The following is a 23123-nucleotide window of genomic DNA, read 5'->3' as shown; positions in this document are numbered from 1 at the left end:
ATTCGCTTTGTCATCAAACTCCACCTTTGAAAACTTTCTACGTTATTCTCACACATTTTGACAACACTTTTTGCAAACAAAAAAGACCCCTATCATTCTTACGCCCAAGTGAAAAGGTTACGCGAATAAAAAGAAGTCTTATTAATACCATAGTTTGTGAAAAGCTTTTCAGGTCAAGATTTTTTCTTTCTTATTATTTTCCCTTTATAATAAGTGAAAGAGGTGATACATATGGCCAATATAAAACAAATTGCTAAAACTGCTGGTGTATCGATATCAACTGTTTCTCGTGTCCTGAATAATCACCCTTACGTAAAAGAAGAAAAGCGTAAGCGTGTTCTAGATGCTGTTGAAGAATTAAACTACGCAAAAAATATAAATGCTGTCCATTTAATAAGAGGGAAAACATATACAATTGGCGTTATGCTTCCTTTCATTAACCTCCCCTACTTCAGTACCATTATTGAAGGAATCGGTAACGAAGCATTATTAGCTGGATATCACATTAATTTATGCCAAACAAATTACGATAGCCTTGAAGAAATTCGTGTTCTTGAAATGATGAAAATGAAACAGTTTGATGGGATGATTATTTGCTCCCGAACGAGCTCTTGGGAACAAATCGAACCTTTCGCAAAATTTGCCCCTATTATTTCATGTGAAAAAATGAAGCATCCCCTCATTTCATCCATCTACGTAGATCATTATGAAGGTTTCCGTCTTGGTACTGCCTATTTACTAAGTAGAGGCCATGAAAAAATCGGAATTTGTTTAGCAAGAAAAACAAGTGTAAATTCCATGGAGCGCGAAAAAGCGTTCGCCGATACACTTCGTAACGAAGGCAAAACGTTGCATCCTGAATGGATTTTCCACCAATGCTATACAATGCAGGACGGAGCACAAATACTCCATCGTATTTTAAATATGAAAAATCGTCCAACTGCTATTTTCACAGCGAACGATCAAGTTGCAGCTGGTTTATTAACAGAGGCTCGAAAACATGGTATTCGAGTACCTGAAGACCTTGCTATCCTTGGATTTGATAATCATGAAATTTCAAAGGCATTAGAAATTTCCACAATTGAACATCCCGGTCTCGCAATGGGCTCACATGCTTTTTCTTTATTCCATAAGCAGATCCAAAGCGAGCAAATTGTCGGCAGTGCAAAAGAACTTTCATTCCATTTAATTGAGCGAGAGACTGTCTAAAAAGAGCGTTACTTATAACGCTCTTTCTCAGCTCTTCACCTATTGACTTTATATTTCCCATCTCATATAATGAACCTAACGAACGGTAGGTAGGGGATGAAAATGACAGCAAACCGCATTAAAGCTGTAGCACTTTCTCATTTCGCACGCTACGGCTATGAAGGAACTTCATTGGCAAATATTGCTCAAGAAGTTGGGATTAAAAAACCATCGATTTACGCACACTTTAAAGGAAAAGAAGAGCTATATTTCATATGCTTAGAATCTGCTCTTCAAAAAGATTTGCAGAGCTTCACAGGCGATATCGAAAGCTTTTCCAATTCGTCCACTGAAGAATTGCTTTTAAAATTATTAAAAGGGTATGCAAAACGATTTGGTGAAAGTGAAGAATCAATGTTTTGGTTACGAACTTCTTATTTTCCGCCTGATGCATTTCGCGAACAAATTATTAATAAAGCAAATGTACACATTGAAAACGTCGGAAAACTTTTATTCCCTGTATTTAAAAGAGCAAGCGAACAAGATGAGCTGCATAACATTGAAGTAAAAGACGCCTTAGAGGCTTTTCTATGCTTACTCGACGGTCTTATGGTTGAACTACTATACGCAGGTTTAAATCGTTTTGAGACACGTTTAGACGCTTCTTGGAAAGTATTTTGGCGCGGACTTTCAAACTGACGGATTGCTCCTTTGCAATGCGTCGTTTTTAAGCCCTTTACCTAACGACTGGTAGGAAGGAGAAATGACATATGGCATGGATTTATGTAATCATCGCTGGTATTATTGAAATCTTTTGGGTGATTGGACTAAAAAAAGCAGAGGCACCACTTGAATGGGCTGGTGTTGCTCTATTAATTACAATTAGTTTCGTCTTATTATTTAGAGCTTATAAAGATTTACCTGTCGGCACTGTATACGCAGTCTTTACAGGAATTGGAGCTGGTGGAATTGTTCTTACAGAGATTTTCATCTTCGGAGAACCTTTCTCTATCGTAAAAGTTTTATTAATCGGTTTAATCTTCTTCGGAGTAATTGGTTTAAAACGAGTAACAGAAGAAAAAGAAGCGAAGGAGGCCGCATAAAATGGCTTGGGTATTTTTAATTCTAGCTGGTATTTGTGAAATTATTGGTGTACTCTTTATGAAAGTAGCCACTGAAAAGAAAGGCTGGGCACCAAAAGTTATTTTAATCGCTAACTTCGGCGTAAGCTTCTTCTTCTTATCTCTTGCGATGAACACATTACCGATGGGAACTGCTTACGCAATTTGGACTGGAATCGGAACTGCTGGAAGTGCACTTCTAGGCATTCTCATTTTCCGAGAATCAGCGGATTGGCGTCGTCTTGCTTTCTTAAGCTGTATTCTATGCGGCGCTGTTGGCTTAAAACTATTAAGCTAACGTGAGGTGAATGTCATGTGGAAAGAAAAAGGAAAGAAAATATTAGCATGGATCACACTTGGTATCCTCATTCTATTACAAATAAGTTTTCATATAATAGAATCATTGTTTCATAAAGTATTATCCATTCTCACATTCCTTCCTAACATGACACTTGAAATTATATCGATTGTTTGGTCCATTATCGCCTCCATTGCAATCGTCATTATATGGAGTATCGCCAAACTATGGAATAAGTTATTTAAAAAGGACAGTATTTCTGAAAAAGAATAACTGTCCTTTTTTATATTCATTCAGACTTTCTGTAGAAGTTACATGTGATAAGACAAAACAGACCAATTATGGCAATACTTATACCAACCCCTTTATGTAAACTTGGAAATAACAGTGGTATATCCGAGTAAACATTTGCTAATATGAGGCCGATTGAAAATAAAAATATTCCTATTCTATATAACCATTTTCTTTTGTTCATCATTCTCCCCTCCTAACATTTTTCATATACTCCTTTCTTTTGGACATACTACCTAAAAAAGGAGTGGATAATATGCAAAATTCTATACATAAGCAAATTCTATTTTTATTTTTCCTATTTCTTATTCTCGTTATCGTTTTCAGCTTTATATTACATACTCCAAAAGATGTTGTACCGAGTAACCTCTCTGTTTATAAACTTTTACTTTCCTATTGTCGTTATTGAAGAAGGTGCCTTTTATAGGGCACCTTTTAAAATTCTCTCTTCTCATACAATTTCACTGAAACGAAGATAGATATTATAAACATGCATATTGAACTAATGAATAACACGCTGTTATATAGTTGAATTTGTTCTAGGTTGATTCCAAAGAAAATAGAAGAAACGGCCATAGGTGCTATTAGTATAAAAATCGCAATAAAAATAGTTTTTTTATAGGCCAACCAAAACGATATCGGTAAAACAAAGCTTAAATACACTAAAATAAAGCTAATACTAGCAACCATTGTCGTTTCAATAAATTCAAATAGGTTAACCCCATTCTTCATTCCCATCGTAAAACAACCGACCATTACACTTATAAAAAGAATAATAATTGCTACTATATATTTTGCAAATACAATATGTTTTTTCAATATTGGTAAACTATTTACTATAACTTCACTCTCATTTTTACTATCTGCTTCAAATGTTTTTACTGTTGCCCCAACTGTAATAATTACTGACATAATTATGAACAGATTTTCCGTATCTGTTAAGGCCATATAAAAGAAAACAGGATACAGTATGTACCAAATTAAAAATTTCCATTGAATGATGAAATCTTTTAAAATTAGTTGTTTCAACGCTATTTTCCTCCTCTCACAGATCACGTTCATTGTACAAATGAATTGAGAAAAACATGGACATAATATACAAAAGAATGAGTCCTGCTATAAAACAAATATTTACGACTAGACTCGTGTTCCAAGCATTTTCTACATCTAACCAAACGTTACTTACAATCAATCCACTCAAATATCCCAATGCAAGTCCGGCGAACGGAGCAATTTGTTTGGCACTGCTATATCCTACTGAGAATTCAATCGGAAGTACAATTATGCTACAAACAAACCCACCTGTTATACCTCCGAGAATTTCTCCCCACAGCATAAATCCAGTCATATGCTCATTTTGCAACTCTATTAAACCAACCACTAGTGAGAAACATCCACCTAGAGCAACTAAAATACTTACAAATATGTATTTCCCTATGACAAGATCTTTACGGTCAAACGGTAAACTATTTACTATCAGTTCACTTTTATTTTTCCCCTCATAACTCATTGACAGTATCATGCCAAGAGCAGGTACAAACATACTAAATGTCATCAAAAAACTATCACTACTAAAATCAACAATGAGCAGGAACAAAAAACATATAAGATAAACAAACCCTAACTTTCTTTGCATCATCATATCTTTTAAAACTAATTGCTTAATCATGTATTGCACCTCCTAATATGAAAATGTCCCTTCTATAACTCTGCCTGCTGAAACATTTTCATTGAGAGGAACATTGATATGAATATACTCACTAATACTCCAATACTAAGAACACCCATTGCTGGTGTAGCCTCTTGAGAGTGAAGTACTTTTAACATAATTGTTTTATCACCAAAAATATTGCACATAAGACCAATCATACCCATTAAAGGAAAAAGCATAATCAAATTCAAGACAGTAATAACTTTATATCCCCCAATGTAATTAGTCGGTATCGTTACTGCACAATAAATCAAAGTTGCTACTATCGCTGAAAACACTGCATATCCAGGCATGACTATATCCCTGTCCAATAAAATATTTCCTAATATTACGACTATAAAAGTTACACTTAAACCAGCCATAATAAATAATGTGCTTGAAATATATTTAGCTATAATTATCTCTTTTCTCGTTATAGGTAAACTCACTAATACTTTTTCCGCTTTACTTTTCTCGTCATAATAAAAAGAAATATATATAATCGTACTACATGTTATAAATATTCCTATTGCAATCCCCATTGGTTCGACGGAATTCTTAAAAATAGATAAAATAGGGATTAAAAAATAGAAAGGAAACATCTTCTTCTGTAAAAAAAACTCCTTCAAAATCAACTGTTGCATATGAATTCTCCTCTCTATAAATCACGCGTTTCATAAATTTTAATTGTAAGAAACATAGAAGCGATATAGGCACTAGCTAATATCATTCCTCCAACCGTAAATACACCAATATGTACTGGATTCATAATCCACTCACTGAATGAAGATGTTGTTTCATTCAGCCCATCACTAATAAATATCCAAAGAAGTACACCAATCCCCATTGCTGCCGCTGATACTATACTTCTCATGCCCTTTGATTTTGTACCATAATAACTAGGAAAAAATGTCGCCACAAATACTACAGAATAAATCACTCCACTTACCACTACATACCATGGAATTTCAATATAAAAATTAGGATGGTATACACCAATATCATCAATAACAGCAATACCTCTTAAAAGGAATACAATTATCATAGTTGAAACCATGGCACCGACAATAAATATTGCACAGGAAATATATCTAGCAATAATGATATCCTTCCGACTTACTGGTAAACTATTTATAATAATGTCACTTTTATTTCTTTCATCCATAAAGGTTAACGTCATAACGGAGGAGAGGGTTATAAATAGACAACTCATCGGAAATAAAAATTCACCACTTGGCTCTAACATAAAAAACAAAAGAGGCATAACAAAATTCACTAACCACATTACCCGAAAAAAGAACAAATCTTTATATACAAGCTGACGCATAAGCACCTCTTCCTTTCGCGGTGTAAACGATAATATCATCTAATGTAGGCTTTTCTAGTACAACCTCATTTCCAAACCAATCTATGATTGCTTGTTTATCATTCGCTAAACCTTCAAAACCAAACTTATTTTTTCGTAATCCAACAAATAGTTCTTTTCCTTCTCGGTCTAATAAATCATTACTTCCTTTTACGATTACGTAGTTCTCCATTAAGTCTTCTTTTTCACCAGTAAATATAATTTCTCCATCATTGATGAACGTAACATAATCTGCAATGCGCTCTAAATCTGTTGTAATGTGCGTTGAGAATAATACGGATACTTCATCTTCCATTACAATTTCTTGCAGCATATCAAGCAATTCACTTCGAACAACTGGATCTAATCCTGCTGTCGGTTCATCCATAATAATAAACTCTGCGTGGTGCGAAAGTGCGATGGCAATCGCAAATTTCATTTTCATCCCTTTTGATAGTTCTTTAATTTTTTTATACTTTGGAACTTGCAATCTATGCATATACGATTGATACTGCTCTTCATCCCACTTTTTATATAACGGTGCAATAATACGCTTCATTTGTTCACACGTTAAATCTTCGTAATAATGATTTTCATCATATACAAAGCCGATATTTTGTTTTATTTCCTTTTCGGCTTTCTTATTGTCCTTGCCAAAAATTTTTATTTCGCCGCTATCTTTTTTAATTAAATTCATAATCATTTTGATCGTCGTACTTTTCCCGGCCCCATTCGGTCCGACAAATCCCATAATATATCCGCGTGGTAATGTAAAACTTATATTTTTCACTGCAAAATCTTCATAACTTTTACAAACATTTTTTAGCTCTAACACCCTTTATTCCCCCTCATATAAACACGCTATCATCTGCTGTAAATCTTCAAGTGAAAGCTGCAACGCTTTACTTTCATTCACAATCTCTTCCGCTTTACTTTCCAATAGGCGAAGCCGCTGTTCTTTTAATAGTTCATTATTTTTACGTGAAACATAAGTCCCCTTCCCAGCAACAGTTTCTATATATCCTTCTTTTTCAAGCTCCTCGTATGCACGCTTCGTTGTAATGACACTAATTTGTAATTCCTTCGCTAAGCTACGAATAGACGGTAATTGATCTCCACCCTTTAAACCGCCATTTAAAATAAGCTGGCTTAATTGTTTTCTTATTTGCACATAAATAGGGTCTTGGGAAGAATTCGAAATAATAATATTCATGTTTTCCTCCAGTGTGTGTATATACTGTATATACCTTATATATACAGTATATACACATCATCCTATTTTTGGCAAGAAAAAAAGACCAACATTTTCCTGTTGGTCTTTCGTATATGTATCACTTTTCAAAGCGATCTAACATCTCGTCTCTCATTCCGAAACTTACTACTGCAATTCCTATATACATAAACAGAAGGAATGCCGGATGAACTGTGTTGTACCAGCTGCTGTCAACAATTAAATAAATCGTTAATGCCACAACAAGAACAAACGCTAAGATAAACATATAAAAGTGTCTTGTACTACCCATGATAAACTCCTCTCTTCTCACTTCACCATTCAACAGTTTATTTTATCGAATAATTCGATATGACTCAAGGTTAACTTTCTGTTATGTAATCAAGTTCCACCTTTACAATATCCTCACATGCTATTGAAATGATTGTTCCTTGTTTATCAATCGCCGTCACTTCTCTATTATCCATTACACGATTTGCTACTCTTTCTAACACTTTTCCTTGGTCCCGATAGCAAAATTCTTTTACATCTTTAATTGTTTCTCCATTTTCTAAATGGTATACCATTCTATAACATCGATATCCCACACTTTCACCCCCGTCTTGTTCGTTTTTTCACATATACATAAAAATGAGTAATCTTTGCCTCATCACATCTTCTTAATTTCAATAAAATTCTAACAAAAATAAATACTTTTATCAAACCGACTTTTTCAACAAAACTACCTATAAAACTACAACTTTACACCATTAGGAAACAAAAAACATATTTTTTTAACATTTTCTTCACTATTTCTGCATAAAGTGAAACTTTAATCAGTGGGGATTTTTGTTCATCCCCACTGATTATTAGTTGAACCAATCGGGCATTAACGGACAGTTTATCTCCCACCTGGCTTCTTTGCACCAGCTAAGTTTTGAGTTGGGAGTTTACTGTCCGTTAATGCGGGACAAATTCTCCATACAAAAAAAGAACCCGCCTCAGCGAGTTCTTCCTTTGTTATTTTAATCAAACTTGTACAGGAGCTAGCTTCGCATAACGTAAAACTGGTTTACGTGCAGCCATCGTTTCGTCTAAACGTTTAATAACTGTCGTATGCGGTGCTTCTTGTACAACTTCTGGATTTTCTTCTACTTCTTTAGCGATTTGAATCATCTTATCAATGAAACCATCTAATGTTTCTTTTGATTCTGTTTCTGTCGGCTCAATCATAATACATTCTTCCACATTTAATGGGAAGTAAATTGTTGGTGGATGGTAACCGAAATCAAGCAGACGTTTTGCAATATCTAATGTACGTACACCAAGTTTCTTTTGACGACGACCTGATAATACAAATTCATGCTTACAATGTCTATCGAATGGAAGATCGTAGAATGGCGCTAATCTTCTCATCATATAGTTCGCATTTAATACAGCATACTCCGTTACTGCACGCAAGCCATCTGGACCCATAGAGCGAATATACGTGTATGCACGAACGTTAATTCCGAAGTTACCATAGAATGGTTTCACACGACCAATTGCTTCTGGACGGTCGTAGTTGAAGTGATAACCATTTTCCGTTTTCTCTAAAATCGGTTTTGGTAAGTACGGAATTAAATCAGCTTTCACACCTACTGGACCAGAACCTGGGCCACCACCGCCGTGAGGACCTGTAAATGTTTTATGAAGGTTTAAATGCACAACGTCAAATCCCATATCTCCTGGGCGTGCTTGGCTTAATACCGCATTTAAGTTTGCACCATCATAGTATAATTTACCGCCTGCATTATGGACGATTTCTGCCATTTCTAAAATATTTTCTTCGAATAGCCCTAATGTATTAGGATTTGTTAACATAAGTGCTGCTGTTTCTCCGTTTACAACACGTTTTAAGTCTTCTAAGTCAACAAGGCCATTTTCATTTGATTTTACTGTAATTGTTTCAAAACCAGCTACAGTTGCAGATGCTGGGTTCGTTCCGTGAGCAGAGTCAGGCACAATTACTTTCGTACGGTTAAAGTCACCATTCGCTTCATGGTATGCACGAATTAACATTAAACCTGTCCATTCTCCATGTGCACCAGCTGCTGGTTGTAAAGTAACAGTATCCATACCTGTAATTTCAATTAAATGCTCTTGTAAGTCGTACATTAATTCCATTGCACCTTGTACTGTCTTTTCATCTTGCAACGGATGAATATTTGCAAATCCTGCGAAACGAGCTACACTCTCATTAATTTTCGGATTATATTTCATCGTACAAGATCCAAGTGGATAGAATCCAGAATCAACACCGTGGTTACGGTTTGAAAGTGCTGTATAGTGGCGCATAATATCAAGTTCAGATACTTCTGGTAGCTCTGCATCTTCTACTCGAATATAATCGCTCTCAAACACATCTTCTAGTTTCACTTCTTCTACATCTAATTTGGGTAAGCTATATCCTATGCGTCCTTCTTTACTCACTTCAAAGATAAGTGCTTGATCTTGGTTCTTCATTGGATAGCCCCCATTTCGTTTACAAGTGTGTCAATTTCCTCTTTTGTACGAAGCTCAGTTACTGCTACAAGCATATGGTTTTCATGCTCTTTATAATCACGGCCTAGATCATAACCACCGATAATATTCTTTTGTAATAATGCATCGTTTACTTCTTTCACTGGACGTTTGCAATCTACAACAAACTCATTGAAGAATGGTCCAGCAAATGTTACTGTGAAGCCTTTCGCTTCAAATTGACGTTTTGCATATTGTGCTTTAGAAATATTTTGACGTGCCATTTCTTTCACACCTTGTTTACCAAGTGCCGTCATTGCAACAGAAGCTGCTAATGCATTTAACGCTTGGTTTGAACAAATATTAGACGTCGCTTTATCACGGCGAATATGCTGTTCACGTGCTTGTAACGTTAATACAAATCCACGTTTACCATCTGAATCTACAGTTTGTCCAACAAGACGTCCTGGAATTTTACGCATAAATGCTTTCGTTGTTGCAAAGTAACCACAGTGCGGTCCACCAAACTGCGTTGGAATACCGAATGGTTGTGCATCACCGATTACAATATCAGCACCAAATTTCCCTGGTGGTGTTAATGCGCCTAATGATAATGGATTTGAAGAAACGATAAATAATGATTTTTGTTGATGAACGATTTTTTCAATATCAGCTAATTTTTCAACTTGTCCGAAGAAGTTTGGATATTGAACGATTACACAAGCAACTGTATCATCTACTTCACTTTGTAATACGTCTAAATCTGTTACACCATCTTTATGATTAATTTCAACAACTTCAAGATTTTGACCTTTTGCATACGTTTCAAGTACTGCTCTTGATTCTGGATGAACCGCGCTAGATACAAGAATTTTCTTTTTGCGAGTATGGCCAGCTGCTAACATTGCCGCTTCAGCTAAAGCTGTACCCCCGTCATACATAGAAGAGTTTGCTACATCCATTCCTGTTAATTCACAAATCATTGTTTGGAATTCAAAGATTGCTTGTAATTCCCCTTGTGAAATTTCCGGTTGGTATGGTGTATAAGCTGTATAAAATTCTGAGCGAGAAATAACATGATCTACAATTACTGGAGCATAATGATCGTATACGCCTGCTCCTAAGAAAGAAGCGTATTCTTTTAAGTTAGCATTTTTACTAGCCATTTGAGATAGCTCTTTTAAAAGCTCTGGCTCTGATTTTGCTTCTTTAATTTTTAAATCCCCTTTAAAACGAACACTCTCTGGAATATCAGAGAATAATTCATCGATCGTTTGAACGCCGATCGTTTGTAACATTTCTTTTTTGTCTTCTTCTGTCATTGGAAGATAACGATGCAACATGAAATCTACCCCTCTCCCCGTTACTTTGAACGTTTGTAAAATGGTGTTGGAACAACTACTGCTTTGACGCGTTTATTACGAATTTCAATTTCTACTTCTGTATCAACTGCTGCGTATTTTACATCAATTAGTGCTAAACCAATACTTTTCTTTAACGTTGGAGATTGTGTACCACTTGTTACTTCCCCAATTTTTTCTTCACCAATAAATACAGGGTAATGCGTACGAGGAATTCCACGTTCGATTACTTCGATGCCGACTAATTTACGAGGCGCACCGTTTTCTTTTTGCTCTTTTAACGTTGCTTTTCCAAAGAAGTCTGCTTCTTTATTTGTTTTTACCGCAAAGCCAATTCCAGCCTCAATCGGTGTAATATCTTTTGATAATTCTTGTCCATAAAGTGGTAATGTTGCTTCGAATCGAAGTGTATCACGAGCACCTAAACCACATGCTTTTAAGCCCTCTTCTGCTCCAACTTCAAGAAGTTTCTCCCAAAGTTTTGCAGCATCTTCACTCTTACAGTAAATTTCGAATCCATCTTCACCTGTGTAACCTGTACGAGATACAAGTGCTGGAATTCCATCTACAAGAATATCGTTTTTAAATTTAAAGAACTTAATTTCTTTCAAATCTTCTGACACAACTTTTTGTAAAATGCCTTCTGCTTTTGGTCCTTGAATTGCAAGCTGTGCAACTTCACTAGAAACATTGACTACTGTCGCATCGCCAATTACATGACTTGCTAACCATTCGTAATCTTTCTCGATATTTGATGCATTGATTACTAATAAATAGTCTTCTTCACCACGTTTGTAGATTAATAAATCATCTACTGTACCACCATTTTCGTAGCACATAGCTGTATATTGTGCGCCCCCTACCTTTAAGGTAGATACGTCATTTGTAACAACACGTTGTAAAAATGCTAAACTATCTACACCTTTTACTTCAACTTCTCCCATATGAGACACATCGAACAAACCTGCAGCTGTACGTACAGCTTCGTGTTCTTCTTTAATGCTTGAAAATTGAACTGGTAATTCCCAACCACCGAAGTCGATTGTTTTCCCACCATACTTCGCGTATACATCAAATAACGGTGTACGTTGTAATGTAATCATGCTCTCTCCCCCTTATGCTTTGACAAATCAATAAAAGTTGCTTCCCTTTTCTAAACATTTTCATTCTGAAAAGATAGGATATACGGAATCTCATTATATTTTTTTATGAAAGCGTAAATAAAAAATCACTTTCTTGGATAAAATACGAAAGATTCCACACATTTCACACCATTATCCTAACATCATTCGCTATATTTCATCAATATTCTAGCATAAAAAATAATTTAGAATTTTTTATGTTAAAACACAATAAATACAGCTTTTGAGATTTAATACTTTATTATTGTCTATCATATAGCCTTTAATAACGATAATTATGCCTTCTTTTAAGGCAAATCATCATACATTAAAAAATAATTACTTTAGTTTATAAAAGGTGGGAGAGTTGTAATGAATGTCGATATTTCCGTAGATCGGACATGGCAAAACAATTTTTTAAATAGAATTGACGAAGATGGTCCTTGGACAAACTGGGATTTATATCACTTAGCTTATGAAACAGAAAAATCGTTACTTGTTCCTACTTTTGATGGACTACAAGCACCGAAACATTTATCCCATTTCACACCGCTTCCGCATCAATTAGAAGTCGCTCAAAATGTGATTGAACAAATGAATGGTAAAGCGATTCTAGCAGATGAAGTAGGCCTTGGAAAAACAATCGAAGCTGGACTTATTTTGAAAGAATACATGGTCCGCGGGCTCGTGAAAAAGGTACTTATACTTGTCCCAGCTTCTCTCGTATCACAATGGGCATACGAACTGAATACAAAGTTTTTCATTCCAGCTGTAGCCCAAAAGAAAAGCTATTCATGGGAACAAGCCGATGTGATTGTCTCCTCAATTGATACTGCAAAACGTTCACCGCATCGTGATATCGTTTTGAACTTAGAATATGACCTTATTATTATCGATGAAGCACATAAACTTAAAAATAATAAAACAAAAAACTATGAATTTGCACAGCGATTAAAAAAGAAATTTTGTTTATTATTAACTGCTACTCCTGTTCAAAATAAGATTGATGAAATTTTTAACCTTGTTTCTTTATTAAAGCCAGGACATTTAGGCAATCAATCCAACTTTGAAGAATATTACGCTTCCAAAAATCGCTCAGCCGAATCAGATGAAGACTTAAAAGCTCTCATTAATAAAGTAATGGTGCGAAATAGACGACATAATACCGGTATCGATTGGCCGAAGAGACATGTACGTACAATTTTTGTTGAGTTTAATGAACAAGAACAAGCTCTATATAATGATATCGAAAATTGGCGAGGACAAGACGCCTTCACATCTGCTTTCTCATCGTTAACTTTAAAACGGGAAGCATGTAGTAGTCGTGAGGCTGTTTACTATTCATTGAAAAAGCATGTAGAAAAAAGACAGAAAGAAAACGAACATTATATAAAAGATCCACATATCGATGTGCTAATGGACAAAATTAATCATATTCCTTTCAACTCAAAAGCAAATAAAGCTCTTGAGCTTATAAAAGAAATTGACGATAAAGTCGTTATCTTCACAGAATATCGAGCGTCACAAATGTACTTACAATGGTTTTTACAACAACACGGTATTTCTTCCGTTCCATTCCGCGGCGGGTTTAAACGCGGGAAGAAAGATTGGATGAAGGAGCTTTTCCAAAATCGTGCCCAAGTGTTAATTGCAACGGAAGCTGGCGGAGAAGGCATTAACTTACAGTTTTGTAGCCATATGATCAATTATGATTTGCCATGGAATCCAATGCGTCTTGAGCAAAGAATCGGACGTATTCACCGTCTCGGTCAAAAGAATGATGTTCATATTTATAACTTAGCTACAAAGCATACTGTTGAAGAACATATTCTGAAACTGTTATATGAAAAAATCAACTTATTCGAGCGTGTTATCGGTGAACTCGATGAAATTTTAACGAGAATTAATATGAAAAACATCGACGCGCACATTCAAGAAATTTTCGCGCAATCAAAAAGCGAAGGTGAAATTAGAATTAAGATGGAAAACTTAACATCTATTATCGACTTTGCGAAACGAAATGAAGCTGAGGTGCAAGGCTATGCAGCAACATGAAATTCATAATTACTTATACAATTTCTTTGAGGCGAATAACTGTGAAATTTTAGAACGTTCTCCTCATTTATTAGATGTACAGTTAACAATTGAGATGGATAAATTATTAATGAATCGCCCTTTTTATTGGCACTATCTTGAGAAAACAGGAGGCGTACCGAATCCGATGCGCCTTACTCTTATTACAAATCTAGAAAATGAAGAAAATGATGGTGAGCTTATTCACTACGGTTCACCACGTCTACATCAAATTTTCCAAACGACAAAAGAATTAGGCTCATACATACGTTTATATGAGGATGTAAGACATAATGGAGCAACACATACACCGCTCCACCCTTGGCTCGGTATTAATATAAAAGTTTCCTATCAATGTGATCGAAAAAAAGACATCCTTCACTCGATTGGTATTCATCTCATTTCTGGAACAATGATGGCAAACTTTCATGAAACATTAACAAACATTAAACTTACACCAAAAATACCTGATTTTTGTTTTACGCTCTCGCCCATCATTAAACCTCAAAGTGGTTTACAACGCATAGAAGACGCTTTAAAAAATATAATTGCAGAAGATGACCATACGTGGGCAAAAGAAGCAAGAGTGCGTTGGAATCATGATTTAGACCTTTTAAACCGTTTTTATGAAGAAAGTGACGAACTTCCTGAGAGCTATGAAATTGAAAAACAAGCTCTGCAAGAACAGTATGAACCACGTATTACAGTGCAAATTATTAACGGTGGACTCTTTTATGTTACCGCGAATCATTTTCTATCAAAATAAAGCTCCTTCTGCTTTAGAAGGAGCTTTATTTCGAGTTACTCTCTATCCTCATTACGCTCTTGTTGTTTTTGCTTTGCCATGCGTTTTTGATACGCACGATCCTTCGCGCTCACATGATTTGCATCAGTTGGAAGATTTTCTTTCGAACGTCCAATTCCATTGCTCATCTTTCCCACTCCTTTTTACGTTTTTCAGAATACATGTTTATTTTCAGCTAGAGTGACAATCCTTATACAAAAAAATAAGAGCAGCCATTGGCCACTCTTACTCGCTCACATATTTTTGAAACATATCATGGATGCCTTTATTTACTAGGTTCGAGATCTGCTCGTCAGATTTATTCGGATAACGATCACGCAATCTGATAGATGCCTTCACCATTAAATTTTCTAATACAGAACGGCCACCTTCTCCATAAATAATTTCAGCATATTTAACAAGCCTTCCATCCTCTACTGTTGCTGGATTATGATTGAAGAAAAATTTACTCATTGTCTCCACCTCTCTCTTTTGATAACGTTTACATTTATATAGATTATTTATGTTATTTATTTCACAATATTGTATGCATGTATATTTAATTAGTTTCATTATAAAGCAACATATCGATAGTAAATATGTGATTTTCCGTCCATTTTGTGAACAAATTAAAAATGAAAGCGTTTCCTTTATTATATACTAAAAAAACTTACTACGCTAGGGGCAATTTTTTTCAATCTACTAACCCCTCGAAAATTGATATATTTTTTCTTTTCCCATTAAACCCTTATACAATTTTCAGAAATTATATTATAAAATATATGTATGACTTAAGGAGGCTTTGTATGAATCAAAATAAAAAAGCTATATTAGATCTTGTCTTTTATCTCGTAATCCCATTCCTCATTTGGAAATTTGCAAAACCTTATATCGATCCTTATTACGCGATGTTACTTTCCTCTGTTCCGGGGATTATTTATACACTGTATACCTTTAAAAAAGAAAAACAGTTTAACGTGACAGGGTTCTTTATTTTAATTACACTCATTTCTAATACAACGGTAGATTTATTATCTGGGTCAGCTGAACGAATGTTGTGGAATGATGCATATTATCACATCGTACTCGGTATTATCGTCATCTGTACAATTTTCATAAAAAAACCACTCATGTTATATTTCGCTGCGGATATTGCAGCGCTGCAAGGGCATGACCGTGATAAAAGTCGTGAACTGTATCGTGATAGTCGTATCTATCCAGCATTGCAATATTTAACGCTCTTTTTTGGTCTACAATTCATATTAAAAAGCTTCTTAAAAATTTATTTCATCTCTGTTTTTGGTGTAGATGGCTATGGTGAAATGAGAGCGATTATGACCGCTGTAGGCTGGGGCATTTCTATTTGTATCGGAATAGGATTTGTATGGGTGAACAATAAAATACATGCCGTTACGGAAGAACAAGAATCCGTGCAGTAAATAAAAATCCCCTAGTGTAATACGACACTAGGGGATTTTTGGTTTGCTAAACATATGACTAAAATTCAACTTGATTTTTTTCTTTTACTTTTTACATTTCGGTAAAACAAAGCAGCACTCAGCGGCATAACACCAAACCACTTATTCATAAATGGCTCTTTTTCAGCACGGCGTTGTTCTTTCTTTTGTTTTCGATCTTCTTTTGGAGCATCCATATACGACACAAACTGCTGCGTCACAAAGCGAACATAATCATTAGTAGACATATTATCATCACCTCTACTTGATTAGTATGTCCACTTTTTTACACATTAATCTTTTCCTTTAATTCATTCATAATTTGCTTTACAGACTTATTTGTCGTATCGATATGAATGTGAGCCTCTTCATAATAAGCTCGGCGTGATTCAAATTTCTTTACAAATGCATCTATATCTTTCTTTTGAAATAGTGGACGTGTCGTATCTTCACGAAGCCTTTCTGCAATTACATGCGGATCGCAATATAAATACACGACAGTTCCGTTCTCTTTCATCCACTTGCGATTTTCCGCTCGTTCAATAATTCCCCCACCAGTTGTAATAATGACATTATGGACTGGTAGCGCACGTAACATTTCACTTTCATATTCCCGAAAAGCCATTTCGCCTTCTTCAGCAAAAATATCACGAATTGCCTTCTCCTGCTTCTCTTCAATTTTTTGGTCTGTATCGATAACATCCATATGAAGTTCTTTACTTAACGCTTTTCCAATTGTTGTTTTCCCTGCTCCCATGTAGCCGGTTATGTATATAGATTTCATTTTCTGTCCTCTCAATCGTCATTTATTAATTGTTATTATAACGAAAGATGCTACTTTGTTTAATAAAAAAACGTTTTGTTCTTATACTATGAAGAACAAAACGTAACACTCGCTTTTACTTATAAGTACCTCTTCTCACCCACTGCGTTGCAATCCATTTCTCACCTTTCGTTACAGGTGCCCCTCCGTGTAACGTAAGCTCATTTATTGATTGATCTTGATAAAAATACTCAAAGTATACTGCCATTCCCTTTCTAGGGTGTACAGAAAGATTTAATTTCGGGAAGTACGTTTCTCCGCCTTCTTCTACATCATTTAAATACATTACAAGCGTACTAATACGATTATTAGCAGCTGATCTACTATGTTCCGCAAAATAATCATAGTGGGCTTTATATTGTTGATCCACTTCATAATTTAAAATGTGTAATCCTTCACCATGCGACGCAGGAACATTCATGATAGATGAAATTCGTTTTTCAATCTTTGAAGTAAGTTCATTGTCTTCCAAAAATGCACCGCTACTTGTTCGAATATCATTTACATCACGTGATGAACCAATTTTAGAACGCTCCATTTTATTTTTAGACATTTCAATCAATTCACCACACTCTTCATCACTTAGTACATTTGCTAATACGACAATAAGAGGTTCTTCGAATTTTGAAATAATGTGTATTTCTCTATCTTCTGTCATAATCGTATTTCCTTTATGATCAAAAATAGTTTGTTCCTTATTTTCACCTATTTGATTGTTGTTTGTCATTTCCCTATTCTCCCTAAAAATAATGATTGGATAGCATGAATATATCATATTCTTTCTACCTTTCTCTTTTTTGAGAAAATTTAAACTTTTAATCATTATATTTATCCATTTCTTCTAAAAAATCAATTCAATTTACAATAGAAAATCCTGGTTTATCTCCATATATTTCACATATTATCCTTCTATCCAATCCACTATTTTTCCATCCTTTTTTCTATACCGAAAACTCACCGTATAGAAAGCTTCCTGTTTGAGTGTGCACTGCAACGTAACGAGAATTAAATCATTTTCAAAGACATAATTTCCACTCGCTTCTCCCTTTTCATACTGAAAGAAAAATGTACCTTCTTTTTCTTTTTGCTGTAAATCTTTTTTTATATCTGTAATAGATCGGTTAAGTAATTCATCCAATAAAAACTTTTGTTCTATTTCTATATAAAAATTTTTATCTGTAAACAACATATTTGTTTCGTATATAAAAAAAGAAGTTAATAAAATAAGAAAGATAATCGTTCCAGGCATTGTAAATCCATTTTGCTTTCTCATACGTTTATTCCTATTTCGCTATATCGCATAACTACACCTTCATATATTTTCCCACTAGTATCTTTTACATTTATAATGAGTACATGAGGTGTTAGTTTGTAAGAAACTGTTCCAATATTTTGTAAAACAACTTCCCTCCCGCGCCTATTTACCTTTCTTATAAGACGACTATTCTCTTTTTCATACGATACTTCACTCCCATTACGCGATCGGAATCGTAAAATACTTTCTCCATTTTCAAATGATAGCTGTTCTCCAGATGATACTTCACGAAACTCCAACTGCATTTGCCCTAAATACACATCCCACTCCCAATCATTTAACCCTTTCGACTGTTTATTTCCCATTTCAATGAAATGTAGGCGGGGAAGGAGCAAAAAAAATATTGATAATAGAAACAGACATAAAATCATTTCTATTAATGAAAAACCAAATTCTAATTTATTTTTTCTCCTACATAAAAGCATTGTTCCATCATTCTGTCTTTCACATCTCTCCACATGGTACAAACTTCATTGCCTCCCCAATATGTGTAATACACAATTCCATTTATATTCTTTTCTATTATTCGCTTTTCTTCATTTCCATACATATATATAGCTGCTTCTTTTTTTAATAATCCAGATGCCTTATAACGAATTTGTATATTTTTTCTTTCTTGCATAACTAATACTGTTTGCGGTAGTAGTAAAGATACAGCCATCATTAAAACACTTAACGATACAATCATTTCAGCCATTATGGATCCTTTTTGACATTTCACGATACGTAAATCTCCCTCTTCCAAGCTGAAATACAATTTCATATTTATAATTTCTATACGAAATTATAATCGTACCACCTCTATTAATATTTCCACTTGGATTATATGTCATCGGATTTGGAAACGTATGCAAATCAATTTGTATATCTTCTTCATACTCTCGCTTGACGATATAATACTTTGTACCTGACTCTTTTATAGCATACATATTTCTATCTTTATGCCAACGTAATGTATAGTGCTTTTGACGGTTTATCGCTAATTGCTGCATATACAAAATATCATTTGAAAACTGCCTCAAAAATTGTTCAACTTTTTGTCGCTCGTATAAGGAATGCACGCTAAAATACGTAACTATACTTAATACAGAAATAGCAAATAAAACGAGTAACATTTCTAAAAAAGTAAACCCCTGTTGTTTCACAATGCCCTAATTGATACTGCGCCATCATCTGAAATATGAATAGATTCGCCATTCGGGCACTTATCAGTTGTAATATACTTTTCATCTGTCAGTTCTTTTAACGATGGAATTTTATTATGTTGTAATTGATATACTTGTATTTGCGCTTCTATAGCTTTCACGTAAGCTGCACACCCTTTTCCTTGGACCGATGAGCGCTGTGTAACTACATTCGGAATAATTAATAGTAATAATATAGTTATGACAACCATCACTAATAGCATCTCTAACAGAGTAAATCCTTCCTCATTCTGCATACAAATGCCCCCTAAATAGAATTCATCATTTGAAACATCGGCATAATCATCGCTAAATACATAAGGACAACGATTCCTCCAATACATGTAAATAAAATAGGCTGAATGATAACTAACATATGTTTAATTTTCCGTTCCATCTTTTCCATAATAAGATCGCTATAGTCACCTAATTCAACCCCTAAATTGCCGTTTGCTTGTCCATGCGTAATAACATAAGAAAGTTCTTTCTCGTAATACCCACTTTTAGCAATGATAGATTGTAACTGTTCTCCTCCAATTAATTGTCTTTCAATCCGGCTCGCTTCATATTTAAAGAACGGATGATATCTTTGCTCCATCATTATTGTTAAAGCTTCACATACTGATAGTCCACCATTTAATAAACCACTCAACTGAGTAGCAAAATAATGTGAATGCTTTAAAATAAGAAATGTTTTGATGAGGGGAATACGAAGCATAATTTTTACCTGTCTAATATGTGGAAGTTTCCTAAAATACAACATGTATAAAATACCTCCAATAATAACAGTTAAAATAGCGACTAAAATAATGTAAGGTAGCAGTTTTATTGCACTTAAAATTTTTTCTGTAAGTAGTGGTGTATTAGAACCGAACGAACTATAAACTATTTCAACCTGAGGTAATAAAATGAGTTTAAAAATAAAGAGCATGATTAGTAGAAAAAACATCAAAAACATAGGATACTGCATTATTTTCATCATGTCTCTCCTATACTTATCTTTCTTATAAAGAAGTGCACTTCCTTGTTGCAAAGCAAAAGAAATATCACCATGTTGCTCGGCATAAAATAAATAACTTAACATGTCCTGATGAAACTTTAACTGATGAAAAGAATCGTGTAGACTTTTCCCATCTTTTAACTCCTCAATCATGCGCTGCAATTGTACTTTCTTTTCTACAGGTAATTGAAACTGTAAAAATTCTAATGCTTGTAAAAGAGAGTAGCCTTTTTCTAATAATTCTCCTAAACGTTTCAACAATACTACTTGATCACTTAAACTCCAAGTTTTCTTAAACATAAACATCTTCTTCTAAAAAACCTAAAGCATATCCTTTTCGTATTGATGATTCTAAAGTCTCATGTTTGTAAGTAACACATTCTCCATCAGCTTCTTTAAGCGCTTGTTTTAACTCATATCCATATAGTAGCTCATAAATGCTAGCCTGCCTTACTTGCCTCATTGATTTACATAAAGTTGAGCACTTTCCTCTGCAAAACGGACACTTCAATTCGACAAGTCGCTGTGCAGCTACAGCCAATAAAGACTGTTCAATCTCTTGCCTCGTTATACCATAATCTATGAAACGAATGATTGCTCCTTTCGCATCATTCGTATGCAGCGTTGTCATTACTAAATGTCCTGTCAAACTTGCTCTTATAGCTATTTTTGCTGTTTCTTCATCACGGATTTCACCGACTAAAATAATATCTGGATCATGACGTAAAATAGCCTTTAATCCTGTTTCATATGTGAGACCCGCTTTTTCATTTATTTGAATTTGTAATACATCGTCACTTCTTTTTTCAACCGGATCTTCAAGTGTAATGATGCGACGTGTTTTCTTTTTTCTAATTACCTCTAATAATGCATACATTGTCGTCGTCTTCCCAGATCCAGTCGGTCCAGTAAACACAAGTAGCCCCTGTGAATAGCGTAAAAACGAGAGTAGTTTTGCTGCCGTACTTGGAAATAACGAAAGATGTGATAAGGGCTGAACAGATGCTTGTAAATGAAGACGAATAACAAGACTTTCTTGATATACTGTTGGAAGTGTGGAAAGGCGTAAATACACTTCTTGTCCATCAATTTGCAAATACAACGAACCATTCTGTGGCTTCCGTTTCTCGCCTATGTCCATAGATGCTAAAAATTTGAAATGTGAGACAAGTTTTTCTCCAAACTCCTTTTCAATACACTGTATCGTCATTAAATCTTTTCCTATACGTAGTTGCACCGCTACATCCTTCTGCCGGGGCACAATATGTAAATCTGACGCTTGTACCCTACACGCTTCTTTTAAAATTGCATTCGCAAAAATTTCAATCCCATTCATCACTTTTCCCTCCTCACTATGTATATAGCATGAAAACATGCGCAATAAAAATTTGGACTTTTGTATTTTCAATAGAGGAAAAAGGAAAAATATGTTTGTGAAATTATGAACAATTTCCGAATTATTGTCTGAAATTACCTATACTCATGTTTATCTGTATTATAATGTTATTATCTTGGATAAAGTGATAAAGGTGGAGATCCTCATGGAACAAGCTTTAAAAATTACAGGTGTATTATCTGACCCAACTCGTTATTACATTTATAAATATATTTCGCAAAAACATAGTTACGTAACGGTACAAGAAATTGCAGATGAGTTTGACATTCATCCAAACGTAGCGCGTTTACATTTATCTAAATTAGAAGATGTTCATATGCTAAAATCGGAAACGAAGAAAACTGGAAAAGGCGGACGACCGAGCAGATTGTATGTCTTATCTGAAGATGTTATCCAATTACAATTTCCATTCCGTGATTATCAATTGTTAGCAAGAATCGCATTTAATTCTTTACTTAGCCTTGGCGCTGCTGGTGAAAAAGCGCTATACGAAACAGGAAAACAATTCGGAGCTGAATTAATGCAACAACATATGCAACGTTTAAATGTGAGTGAAGATGCTTTAACAGTGGAACAAAAAGTTCAAATTGCAAAAGAAGCTTTCTCAACAGCTGGCTTATCACCTGCATTTGAATTAAGTGCAGATGGAACAAAAATTTTCTATGATGTACACAATTGTCCATTTAAAGAAGTTGCTGTTCATCATCCAACTGAAATTTGTAACATGCACGGAGATATGATGAAAGGAATTTTTGAAATCCTATTCCCTAACATGGAATTAACTCGAAATGATAGTCTATTAGATGGATGTAAATCTTGTAATTATAAACTAACAATTTAATTTTTCATATAAAAAGAAGCCAATAATAATTGGCTTCTTTTTATATGAACGAATATTTACAATAGTAAGAAAAATAAACTATAATGAGGTGAGGTTTACTTTTTTTAGAAAAGGAGGGAGATG

At 34.6% G+C, this 23123-nt stretch carries 34 protein-coding genes; 10 read left to right on the top strand and 24 right to left on the bottom strand.

Translation table 11 applies throughout. The features are described from left to right. Nucleotides 1-231 precede the first annotated feature (231 nt). The 5 genes from HMAS_RS03430 (at nucleotide 232) to HMAS_RS03410 (ending at nucleotide 2880) form a co-directional block, all read left to right on the top strand. Nucleotides 232-1209 carry a LacI family DNA-binding transcriptional regulator gene (locus HMAS_RS03430; RefSeq protein ID WP_006921543.1) on the top strand — a complete coding sequence of 326 codons (978 nt, stop codon included), beginning with the start codon at nucleotides 232-234 and terminating at the stop codon, nucleotides 1207-1209. Between the two features lie 96 nt (nucleotides 1210-1305). Beyond that, nucleotides 1306-1887: a TetR/AcrR family transcriptional regulator gene (locus tag HMAS_RS03425; protein ID WP_002005730.1), complete on the top strand. Its 582-nt coding sequence runs from the start codon at nucleotides 1306-1308 to the stop codon at nucleotides 1885-1887. 71 nt (nucleotides 1888-1958) lie between these two features. Then, on the top strand, nucleotides 1959-2291 hold the full coding sequence (locus tag HMAS_RS03420) for a DMT family transporter (protein ID WP_000312339.1): 333 nt from the start codon (nucleotides 1959-1961) through the stop codon (nucleotides 2289-2291). Nucleotide 2292: 1 nt separating this feature from the next. Next, entirely contained in the window at nucleotides 2293-2607 is a 315-nt protein-coding gene (locus HMAS_RS03415; RefSeq protein ID WP_000312623.1) for a DMT family transporter, read from the top strand. A gap of 15 nt (nucleotides 2608-2622) precedes the next feature. Next, nucleotides 2623-2880 carry a DUF3975 family protein gene (locus HMAS_RS03410; protein ID WP_000265368.1) on the top strand — a complete coding sequence of 86 codons (258 nt, stop codon included), beginning with the start codon at nucleotides 2623-2625 and terminating at the stop codon, nucleotides 2878-2880. 16 nt (nucleotides 2881-2896) lie between these two features. On the opposite strand, the gene HMAS_RS03405 is transcribed toward HMAS_RS03410, so the two are convergent. The 12 genes from HMAS_RS03405 to gcvT all read right to left on the bottom strand — a co-directional run bounded on the left by HMAS_RS03405 (nucleotide 2897) and on the right by gcvT (nucleotide 12109). Further along, the gene (locus HMAS_RS03405) at nucleotides 2897-3085 is read right to left on the bottom strand and encodes a hypothetical protein (protein ID WP_016123326.1); all 189 of its coding nucleotides are present in this window, start codon (nucleotides 3083-3085) and stop codon (nucleotides 2897-2899) included. A gap of 248 nt (nucleotides 3086-3333) precedes the next feature. Next, nucleotides 3334-3960 carry an ABC-2 transporter permease gene (locus HMAS_RS03400; protein WP_033695177.1) on the bottom strand — a complete coding sequence of 209 codons (627 nt, stop codon included), beginning with the start codon at nucleotides 3958-3960 and terminating at the stop codon, nucleotides 3334-3336. Continuing rightward, nucleotides 3944-4567 (bottom strand): ABC-2 transporter permease, encoded by a 624-nt coding sequence (locus HMAS_RS03395; RefSeq protein WP_000595384.1) that lies wholly within the window; start codon nucleotides 4565-4567, stop codon nucleotides 3944-3946. The genes HMAS_RS03400 and HMAS_RS03395 overlap by 17 nt, the downstream gene beginning before the upstream one ends. Nucleotides 4568-4599: 32 nt before the next feature. After that, a complete protein-coding gene (locus HMAS_RS03390) occupies nucleotides 4600-5232 on the bottom strand; it encodes an ABC-2 transporter permease (protein WP_001186554.1) in 633 nt (210 codons plus the stop codon). A gap of 14 nt (nucleotides 5233-5246) precedes the next feature. Beyond that, complete coding sequence (locus tag HMAS_RS03385) at nucleotides 5247-5915, bottom strand: ABC-2 transporter permease (RefSeq protein WP_001249566.1); 669 nt, start codon at nucleotides 5913-5915, stop codon at nucleotides 5247-5249. Beyond that, the gene (locus tag HMAS_RS03380; RefSeq protein WP_025709787.1) at nucleotides 5896-6768 is read right to left on the bottom strand and encodes an ABC transporter ATP-binding protein; all 873 of its coding nucleotides are present in this window, start codon (nucleotides 6766-6768) and stop codon (nucleotides 5896-5898) included. Before HMAS_RS03380 ends, HMAS_RS03385 begins: the two co-directional genes overlap by 20 nt. A 3-nt stretch (nucleotides 6769-6771) precedes the next feature. Continuing rightward, entirely contained in the window at nucleotides 6772-7146 is a 375-nt protein-coding gene (locus tag HMAS_RS03375) for a GntR family transcriptional regulator (RefSeq protein ID WP_001021351.1), read from the bottom strand. A 118-nt stretch (nucleotides 7147-7264) separates the two neighbouring features. After that, a complete protein-coding gene (locus tag HMAS_RS03370) occupies nucleotides 7265-7456 on the bottom strand; it encodes a hypothetical protein (RefSeq protein WP_000535933.1) in 192 nt (63 codons plus the stop codon). A 70-nt stretch (nucleotides 7457-7526) separates the two neighbouring features. Next, on the bottom strand, nucleotides 7527-7730 hold the full coding sequence (locus HMAS_RS03365; RefSeq protein WP_000262496.1) for a DUF3929 family protein: 204 nt from the start codon (nucleotides 7728-7730) through the stop codon (nucleotides 7527-7529). A 442-nt stretch (nucleotides 7731-8172) separates the two neighbouring features. Next, complete coding sequence (gcvPB, locus tag HMAS_RS03355; protein ID WP_025709786.1) at nucleotides 8173-9648, bottom strand: aminomethyl-transferring glycine dehydrogenase subunit 2; 1476 nt, start codon at nucleotides 9646-9648, stop codon at nucleotides 8173-8175. Continuing rightward, the gene (gcvPA, locus tag HMAS_RS03350) at nucleotides 9645-10988 is read right to left on the bottom strand and encodes an aminomethyl-transferring glycine dehydrogenase subunit 1 (RefSeq protein ID WP_000903240.1); all 1344 of its coding nucleotides are present in this window, start codon (nucleotides 10986-10988) and stop codon (nucleotides 9645-9647) included. Before gcvPA ends, gcvPB begins: the two co-directional genes overlap by 4 nt. Before the next feature lie 20 nt (nucleotides 10989-11008). Then, nucleotides 11009-12109, bottom strand: coding sequence for a glycine cleavage system aminomethyltransferase GcvT (gene gcvT, locus HMAS_RS03345; protein ID WP_000631769.1), 1101 nt, complete (start codon nucleotides 12107-12109; stop codon nucleotides 11009-11011). 390 nt (nucleotides 12110-12499) lie between these two features. Between gcvT and HMAS_RS03340 the strand changes: the two genes are divergently transcribed. Together HMAS_RS03340 and HMAS_RS03335 are read left to right on the top strand one after the other, a co-directional pair. After that, entirely contained in the window at nucleotides 12500-14182 is a 1683-nt protein-coding gene (locus tag HMAS_RS03340) for a DEAD/DEAH box helicase (protein WP_025709785.1), read from the top strand. Continuing rightward, nucleotides 14169-14966, top strand: coding sequence for a YqhG family protein (locus HMAS_RS03335; protein ID WP_025709784.1), 798 nt, complete (start codon nucleotides 14169-14171; stop codon nucleotides 14964-14966). The genes HMAS_RS03340 and HMAS_RS03335 overlap by 14 nt, the downstream gene beginning before the upstream one ends. A gap of 35 nt (nucleotides 14967-15001) precedes the next feature. Here HMAS_RS03335 and HMAS_RS28215 read toward each other — a convergent pair whose 3' ends face one another. Continuing rightward, nucleotides 15002-15133: a hypothetical protein gene (locus HMAS_RS28215; RefSeq protein ID WP_000064668.1), complete on the bottom strand. Its 132-nt coding sequence runs from the start codon at nucleotides 15131-15133 to the stop codon at nucleotides 15002-15004. A gap of 97 nt (nucleotides 15134-15230) precedes the next feature. Beyond that, on the bottom strand, nucleotides 15231-15458 hold the full coding sequence (locus HMAS_RS03330; RefSeq protein WP_000032702.1) for a hypothetical protein: 228 nt from the start codon (nucleotides 15456-15458) through the stop codon (nucleotides 15231-15233). Between the two features lie 73 nt (nucleotides 15459-15531). On the opposite strand from HMAS_RS03330, the gene HMAS_RS03325 reads away from it, so the two are divergent. Then, the gene (locus HMAS_RS03325; RefSeq protein WP_001987222.1) at nucleotides 15532-15648 is read left to right on the top strand and encodes a hypothetical protein; all 117 of its coding nucleotides are present in this window, start codon (nucleotides 15532-15534) and stop codon (nucleotides 15646-15648) included. A 142-nt stretch (nucleotides 15649-15790) separates the two neighbouring features. After that, on the top strand, nucleotides 15791-16423 hold the full coding sequence (locus tag HMAS_RS03320) for a VC0807 family protein (RefSeq protein WP_001073111.1): 633 nt from the start codon (nucleotides 15791-15793) through the stop codon (nucleotides 16421-16423). Between the two features lie 65 nt (nucleotides 16424-16488). Here HMAS_RS03320 and HMAS_RS03315 read toward each other — a convergent pair whose 3' ends face one another. The 10 genes from HMAS_RS03315 to comGA form a co-directional block, all read right to left on the bottom strand. Further along, nucleotides 16489-16689: a YqzE family protein gene (locus tag HMAS_RS03315; protein WP_000106083.1), complete on the bottom strand. Its 201-nt coding sequence runs from the start codon at nucleotides 16687-16689 to the stop codon at nucleotides 16489-16491. A gap of 38 nt (nucleotides 16690-16727) precedes the next feature. Continuing rightward, nucleotides 16728-17225, bottom strand: a complete 498-nt coding sequence (aroK, locus tag HMAS_RS03310) for a shikimate kinase AroK (RefSeq protein ID WP_000836624.1) — start codon at nucleotides 17223-17225, stop codon at nucleotides 16728-16730. 115 nt (nucleotides 17226-17340) lie between these two features. Beyond that, nucleotides 17341-17991 carry a 2OG-Fe(II) oxygenase gene (locus HMAS_RS03305; RefSeq protein ID WP_000183867.1) on the bottom strand — a complete coding sequence of 217 codons (651 nt, stop codon included), beginning with the start codon at nucleotides 17989-17991 and terminating at the stop codon, nucleotides 17341-17343. Nucleotides 17992-18165: 174 nt separating this feature from the next. After that, nucleotides 18166-18537 carry a competence type IV pilus minor pilin ComGG gene (gene comGG, locus HMAS_RS03300; protein ID WP_001231318.1) on the bottom strand — a complete coding sequence of 124 codons (372 nt, stop codon included), beginning with the start codon at nucleotides 18535-18537 and terminating at the stop codon, nucleotides 18166-18168. After that, nucleotides 18534-19004, bottom strand: coding sequence for a competence type IV pilus minor pilin ComGF (gene comGF, locus HMAS_RS03295; RefSeq protein WP_025709783.1), 471 nt, complete (start codon nucleotides 19002-19004; stop codon nucleotides 18534-18536). Before comGF ends, comGG begins: the two co-directional genes overlap by 4 nt. Then, complete coding sequence (locus tag HMAS_RS03290) at nucleotides 18974-19276, bottom strand: hypothetical protein (protein ID WP_000829464.1); 303 nt, start codon at nucleotides 19274-19276, stop codon at nucleotides 18974-18976. Before HMAS_RS03290 ends, comGF begins: the two co-directional genes overlap by 31 nt. Continuing rightward, nucleotides 19269-19724, bottom strand: coding sequence for a competence type IV pilus minor pilin ComGD (gene comGD, locus HMAS_RS03285; RefSeq protein WP_000813141.1), 456 nt, complete (start codon nucleotides 19722-19724; stop codon nucleotides 19269-19271). Before comGD ends, HMAS_RS03290 begins: the two co-directional genes overlap by 8 nt. After that, complete coding sequence (comGC, locus tag HMAS_RS03280; RefSeq protein WP_001178684.1) at nucleotides 19721-20020, bottom strand: competence type IV pilus major pilin ComGC; 300 nt, start codon at nucleotides 20018-20020, stop codon at nucleotides 19721-19723. The genes comGD and comGC overlap by 4 nt, the downstream gene beginning before the upstream one ends. A gap of 11 nt (nucleotides 20021-20031) precedes the next feature. Next, nucleotides 20032-21069, bottom strand: a complete 1038-nt coding sequence (gene comGB, locus HMAS_RS03275; RefSeq protein ID WP_044306401.1) for a competence type IV pilus assembly protein ComGB — start codon at nucleotides 21067-21069, stop codon at nucleotides 20032-20034. After that, nucleotides 21056-22099 carry a competence type IV pilus ATPase ComGA gene (gene comGA, locus HMAS_RS03270; RefSeq protein WP_001013167.1) on the bottom strand — a complete coding sequence of 348 codons (1044 nt, stop codon included), beginning with the start codon at nucleotides 22097-22099 and terminating at the stop codon, nucleotides 21056-21058. Before comGA ends, comGB begins: the two co-directional genes overlap by 14 nt. Nucleotides 22100-22304: 205 nt before the next feature. Between comGA and HMAS_RS03265 the strand changes: the two genes are divergently transcribed. After that, on the top strand, nucleotides 22305-23000 hold the full coding sequence (locus tag HMAS_RS03265; RefSeq protein WP_000434125.1) for a helix-turn-helix transcriptional regulator: 696 nt from the start codon (nucleotides 22305-22307) through the stop codon (nucleotides 22998-23000). The last annotated feature ends 123 nt before the right edge of the window (nucleotides 23001-23123 follow it).

The sequence above is a fragment of the Bacillus sp. HMA207 genome, assembly GCF_003402455.1.
Classification (GTDB): domain Bacteria; phylum Bacillota; class Bacilli; order Bacillales; family Bacillaceae_G; genus Bacillus_A; species Bacillus_A cereus.
Note: the sequence above shows the minus strand (reverse complement) of the source record. Positions and strands in the feature narration are given on the sequence as shown.

Excerpts from the sequence above, each read along its gene's own strand:
- gcvT (WP_000631769.1), bottom strand. The coding sequence starts at position 12,109 with ATGATTACATTACAACGTACACCGTTATTTGATGTATACGCGAAGTAT.
- HMAS_RS03265 (WP_000434125.1), top strand. The coding sequence starts at position 22,305 with ATGGAACAAGCTTTAAAAATTACAGGTGTATTATCTGACCCAACTCGT.
- HMAS_RS03290 (WP_000829464.1), bottom strand. The coding sequence starts at position 19,276 with ATGGCTGAAATGATTGTATCGTTAAGTGTTTTAATGATGGCTGTATCT.
- HMAS_RS03330 (WP_000032702.1), bottom strand. The coding sequence starts at position 15,458 with ATGAGTAAATTTTTCTTCAATCATAATCCAGCAACAGTAGAGGATGGA.
- HMAS_RS03340 (WP_025709785.1), top strand. The coding sequence starts at position 12,500 with ATGAATGTCGATATTTCCGTAGATCGGACATGGCAAAACAATTTTTTA.
- HMAS_RS03335 (WP_025709784.1), top strand. The coding sequence starts at position 14,169 with ATGCAGCAACATGAAATTCATAATTACTTATACAATTTCTTTGAGGCG.
- comGG (WP_001231318.1), bottom strand. The coding sequence starts at position 18,537 with ATGAGAAAGCAAAATGGATTTACAATGCCTGGAACGATTATCTTTCTT.
- HMAS_RS03400 (WP_033695177.1), bottom strand. The coding sequence starts at position 3,960 with ATGAACGTGATCTGTGAGAGGAGGAAAATAGCGTTGAAACAACTAATT.
- HMAS_RS03390 (WP_001186554.1), bottom strand. The coding sequence starts at position 5,232 with ATGCAACAGTTGATTTTGAAGGAGTTTTTTTTACAGAAGAAGATGTTT.
- HMAS_RS03410 (WP_000265368.1), top strand. The coding sequence starts at position 2,623 with ATGTGGAAAGAAAAAGGAAAGAAAATATTAGCATGGATCACACTTGGT.
- comGC (WP_001178684.1), bottom strand. The coding sequence starts at position 20,020 with ATGCAGAATGAGGAAGGATTTACTCTGTTAGAGATGCTATTAGTGATG.
- HMAS_RS03415 (WP_000312623.1), top strand. The coding sequence starts at position 2,293 with ATGGCTTGGGTATTTTTAATTCTAGCTGGTATTTGTGAAATTATTGGT.
- HMAS_RS03370 (WP_000535933.1), bottom strand. The coding sequence starts at position 7,456 with ATGGGTAGTACAAGACACTTTTATATGTTTATCTTAGCGTTTGTTCTT.
- HMAS_RS28215 (WP_000064668.1), bottom strand. The coding sequence starts at position 15,133 with ATGAGCAATGGAATTGGACGTTCGAAAGAAAATCTTCCAACTGATGCA.
- HMAS_RS03425 (WP_002005730.1), top strand. The coding sequence starts at position 1,306 with ATGAAAATGACAGCAAACCGCATTAAAGCTGTAGCACTTTCTCATTTC.
- aroK (WP_000836624.1), bottom strand. The coding sequence starts at position 17,225 with ATGAAATCTATATACATAACCGGCTACATGGGAGCAGGGAAAACAACA.
- gcvPA (WP_000903240.1), bottom strand. The coding sequence starts at position 10,988 with ATGTTGCATCGTTATCTTCCAATGACAGAAGAAGACAAAAAAGAAATG.
- HMAS_RS03405 (WP_016123326.1), bottom strand. The coding sequence starts at position 3,085 with ATGATGAACAAAAGAAAATGGTTATATAGAATAGGAATATTTTTATTT.
- HMAS_RS03430 (WP_006921543.1), top strand. The coding sequence starts at position 232 with ATGGCCAATATAAAACAAATTGCTAAAACTGCTGGTGTATCGATATCA.
- HMAS_RS03420 (WP_000312339.1), top strand. The coding sequence starts at position 1,959 with ATGGCATGGATTTATGTAATCATCGCTGGTATTATTGAAATCTTTTGG.
- HMAS_RS03305 (WP_000183867.1), bottom strand. The coding sequence starts at position 17,991 with ATGACAAACAACAATCAAATAGGTGAAAATAAGGAACAAACTATTTTT.
- comGB (WP_044306401.1), bottom strand. The coding sequence starts at position 21,069 with ATGTTTATGTTTAAGAAAACTTGGAGTTTAAGTGATCAAGTAGTATTG.
- gcvPB (WP_025709786.1), bottom strand. The coding sequence starts at position 9,648 with ATGAAGAACCAAGATCAAGCACTTATCTTTGAAGTGAGTAAAGAAGGA.
- HMAS_RS03325 (WP_001987222.1), top strand. The coding sequence starts at position 15,532 with ATGCATGTATATTTAATTAGTTTCATTATAAAGCAACATATCGATAGT.
- HMAS_RS03365 (WP_000262496.1), bottom strand. The coding sequence starts at position 7,730 with ATGGTATACCATTTAGAAAATGGAGAAACAATTAAAGATGTAAAAGAA.
- HMAS_RS03320 (WP_001073111.1), top strand. The coding sequence starts at position 15,791 with ATGAATCAAAATAAAAAAGCTATATTAGATCTTGTCTTTTATCTCGTA.
- comGA (WP_001013167.1), bottom strand. The coding sequence starts at position 22,099 with ATGAATGGGATTGAAATTTTTGCGAATGCAATTTTAAAAGAAGCGTGT.
- HMAS_RS03315 (WP_000106083.1), bottom strand. The coding sequence starts at position 16,689 with ATGTCTACTAATGATTATGTTCGCTTTGTGACGCAGCAGTTTGTGTCG.
- HMAS_RS03375 (WP_001021351.1), bottom strand. The coding sequence starts at position 7,146 with ATGAATATTATTATTTCGAATTCTTCCCAAGACCCTATTTATGTGCAA.
- HMAS_RS03395 (WP_000595384.1), bottom strand. The coding sequence starts at position 4,567 with ATGATTAAGCAATTAGTTTTAAAAGATATGATGATGCAAAGAAAGTTA.
- HMAS_RS03385 (WP_001249566.1), bottom strand. The coding sequence starts at position 5,915 with ATGCGTCAGCTTGTATATAAAGATTTGTTCTTTTTTCGGGTAATGTGG.
- comGF (WP_025709783.1), bottom strand. The coding sequence starts at position 19,004 with ATGCTTTTATGTAGGAGAAAAAATAAATTAGAATTTGGTTTTTCATTA.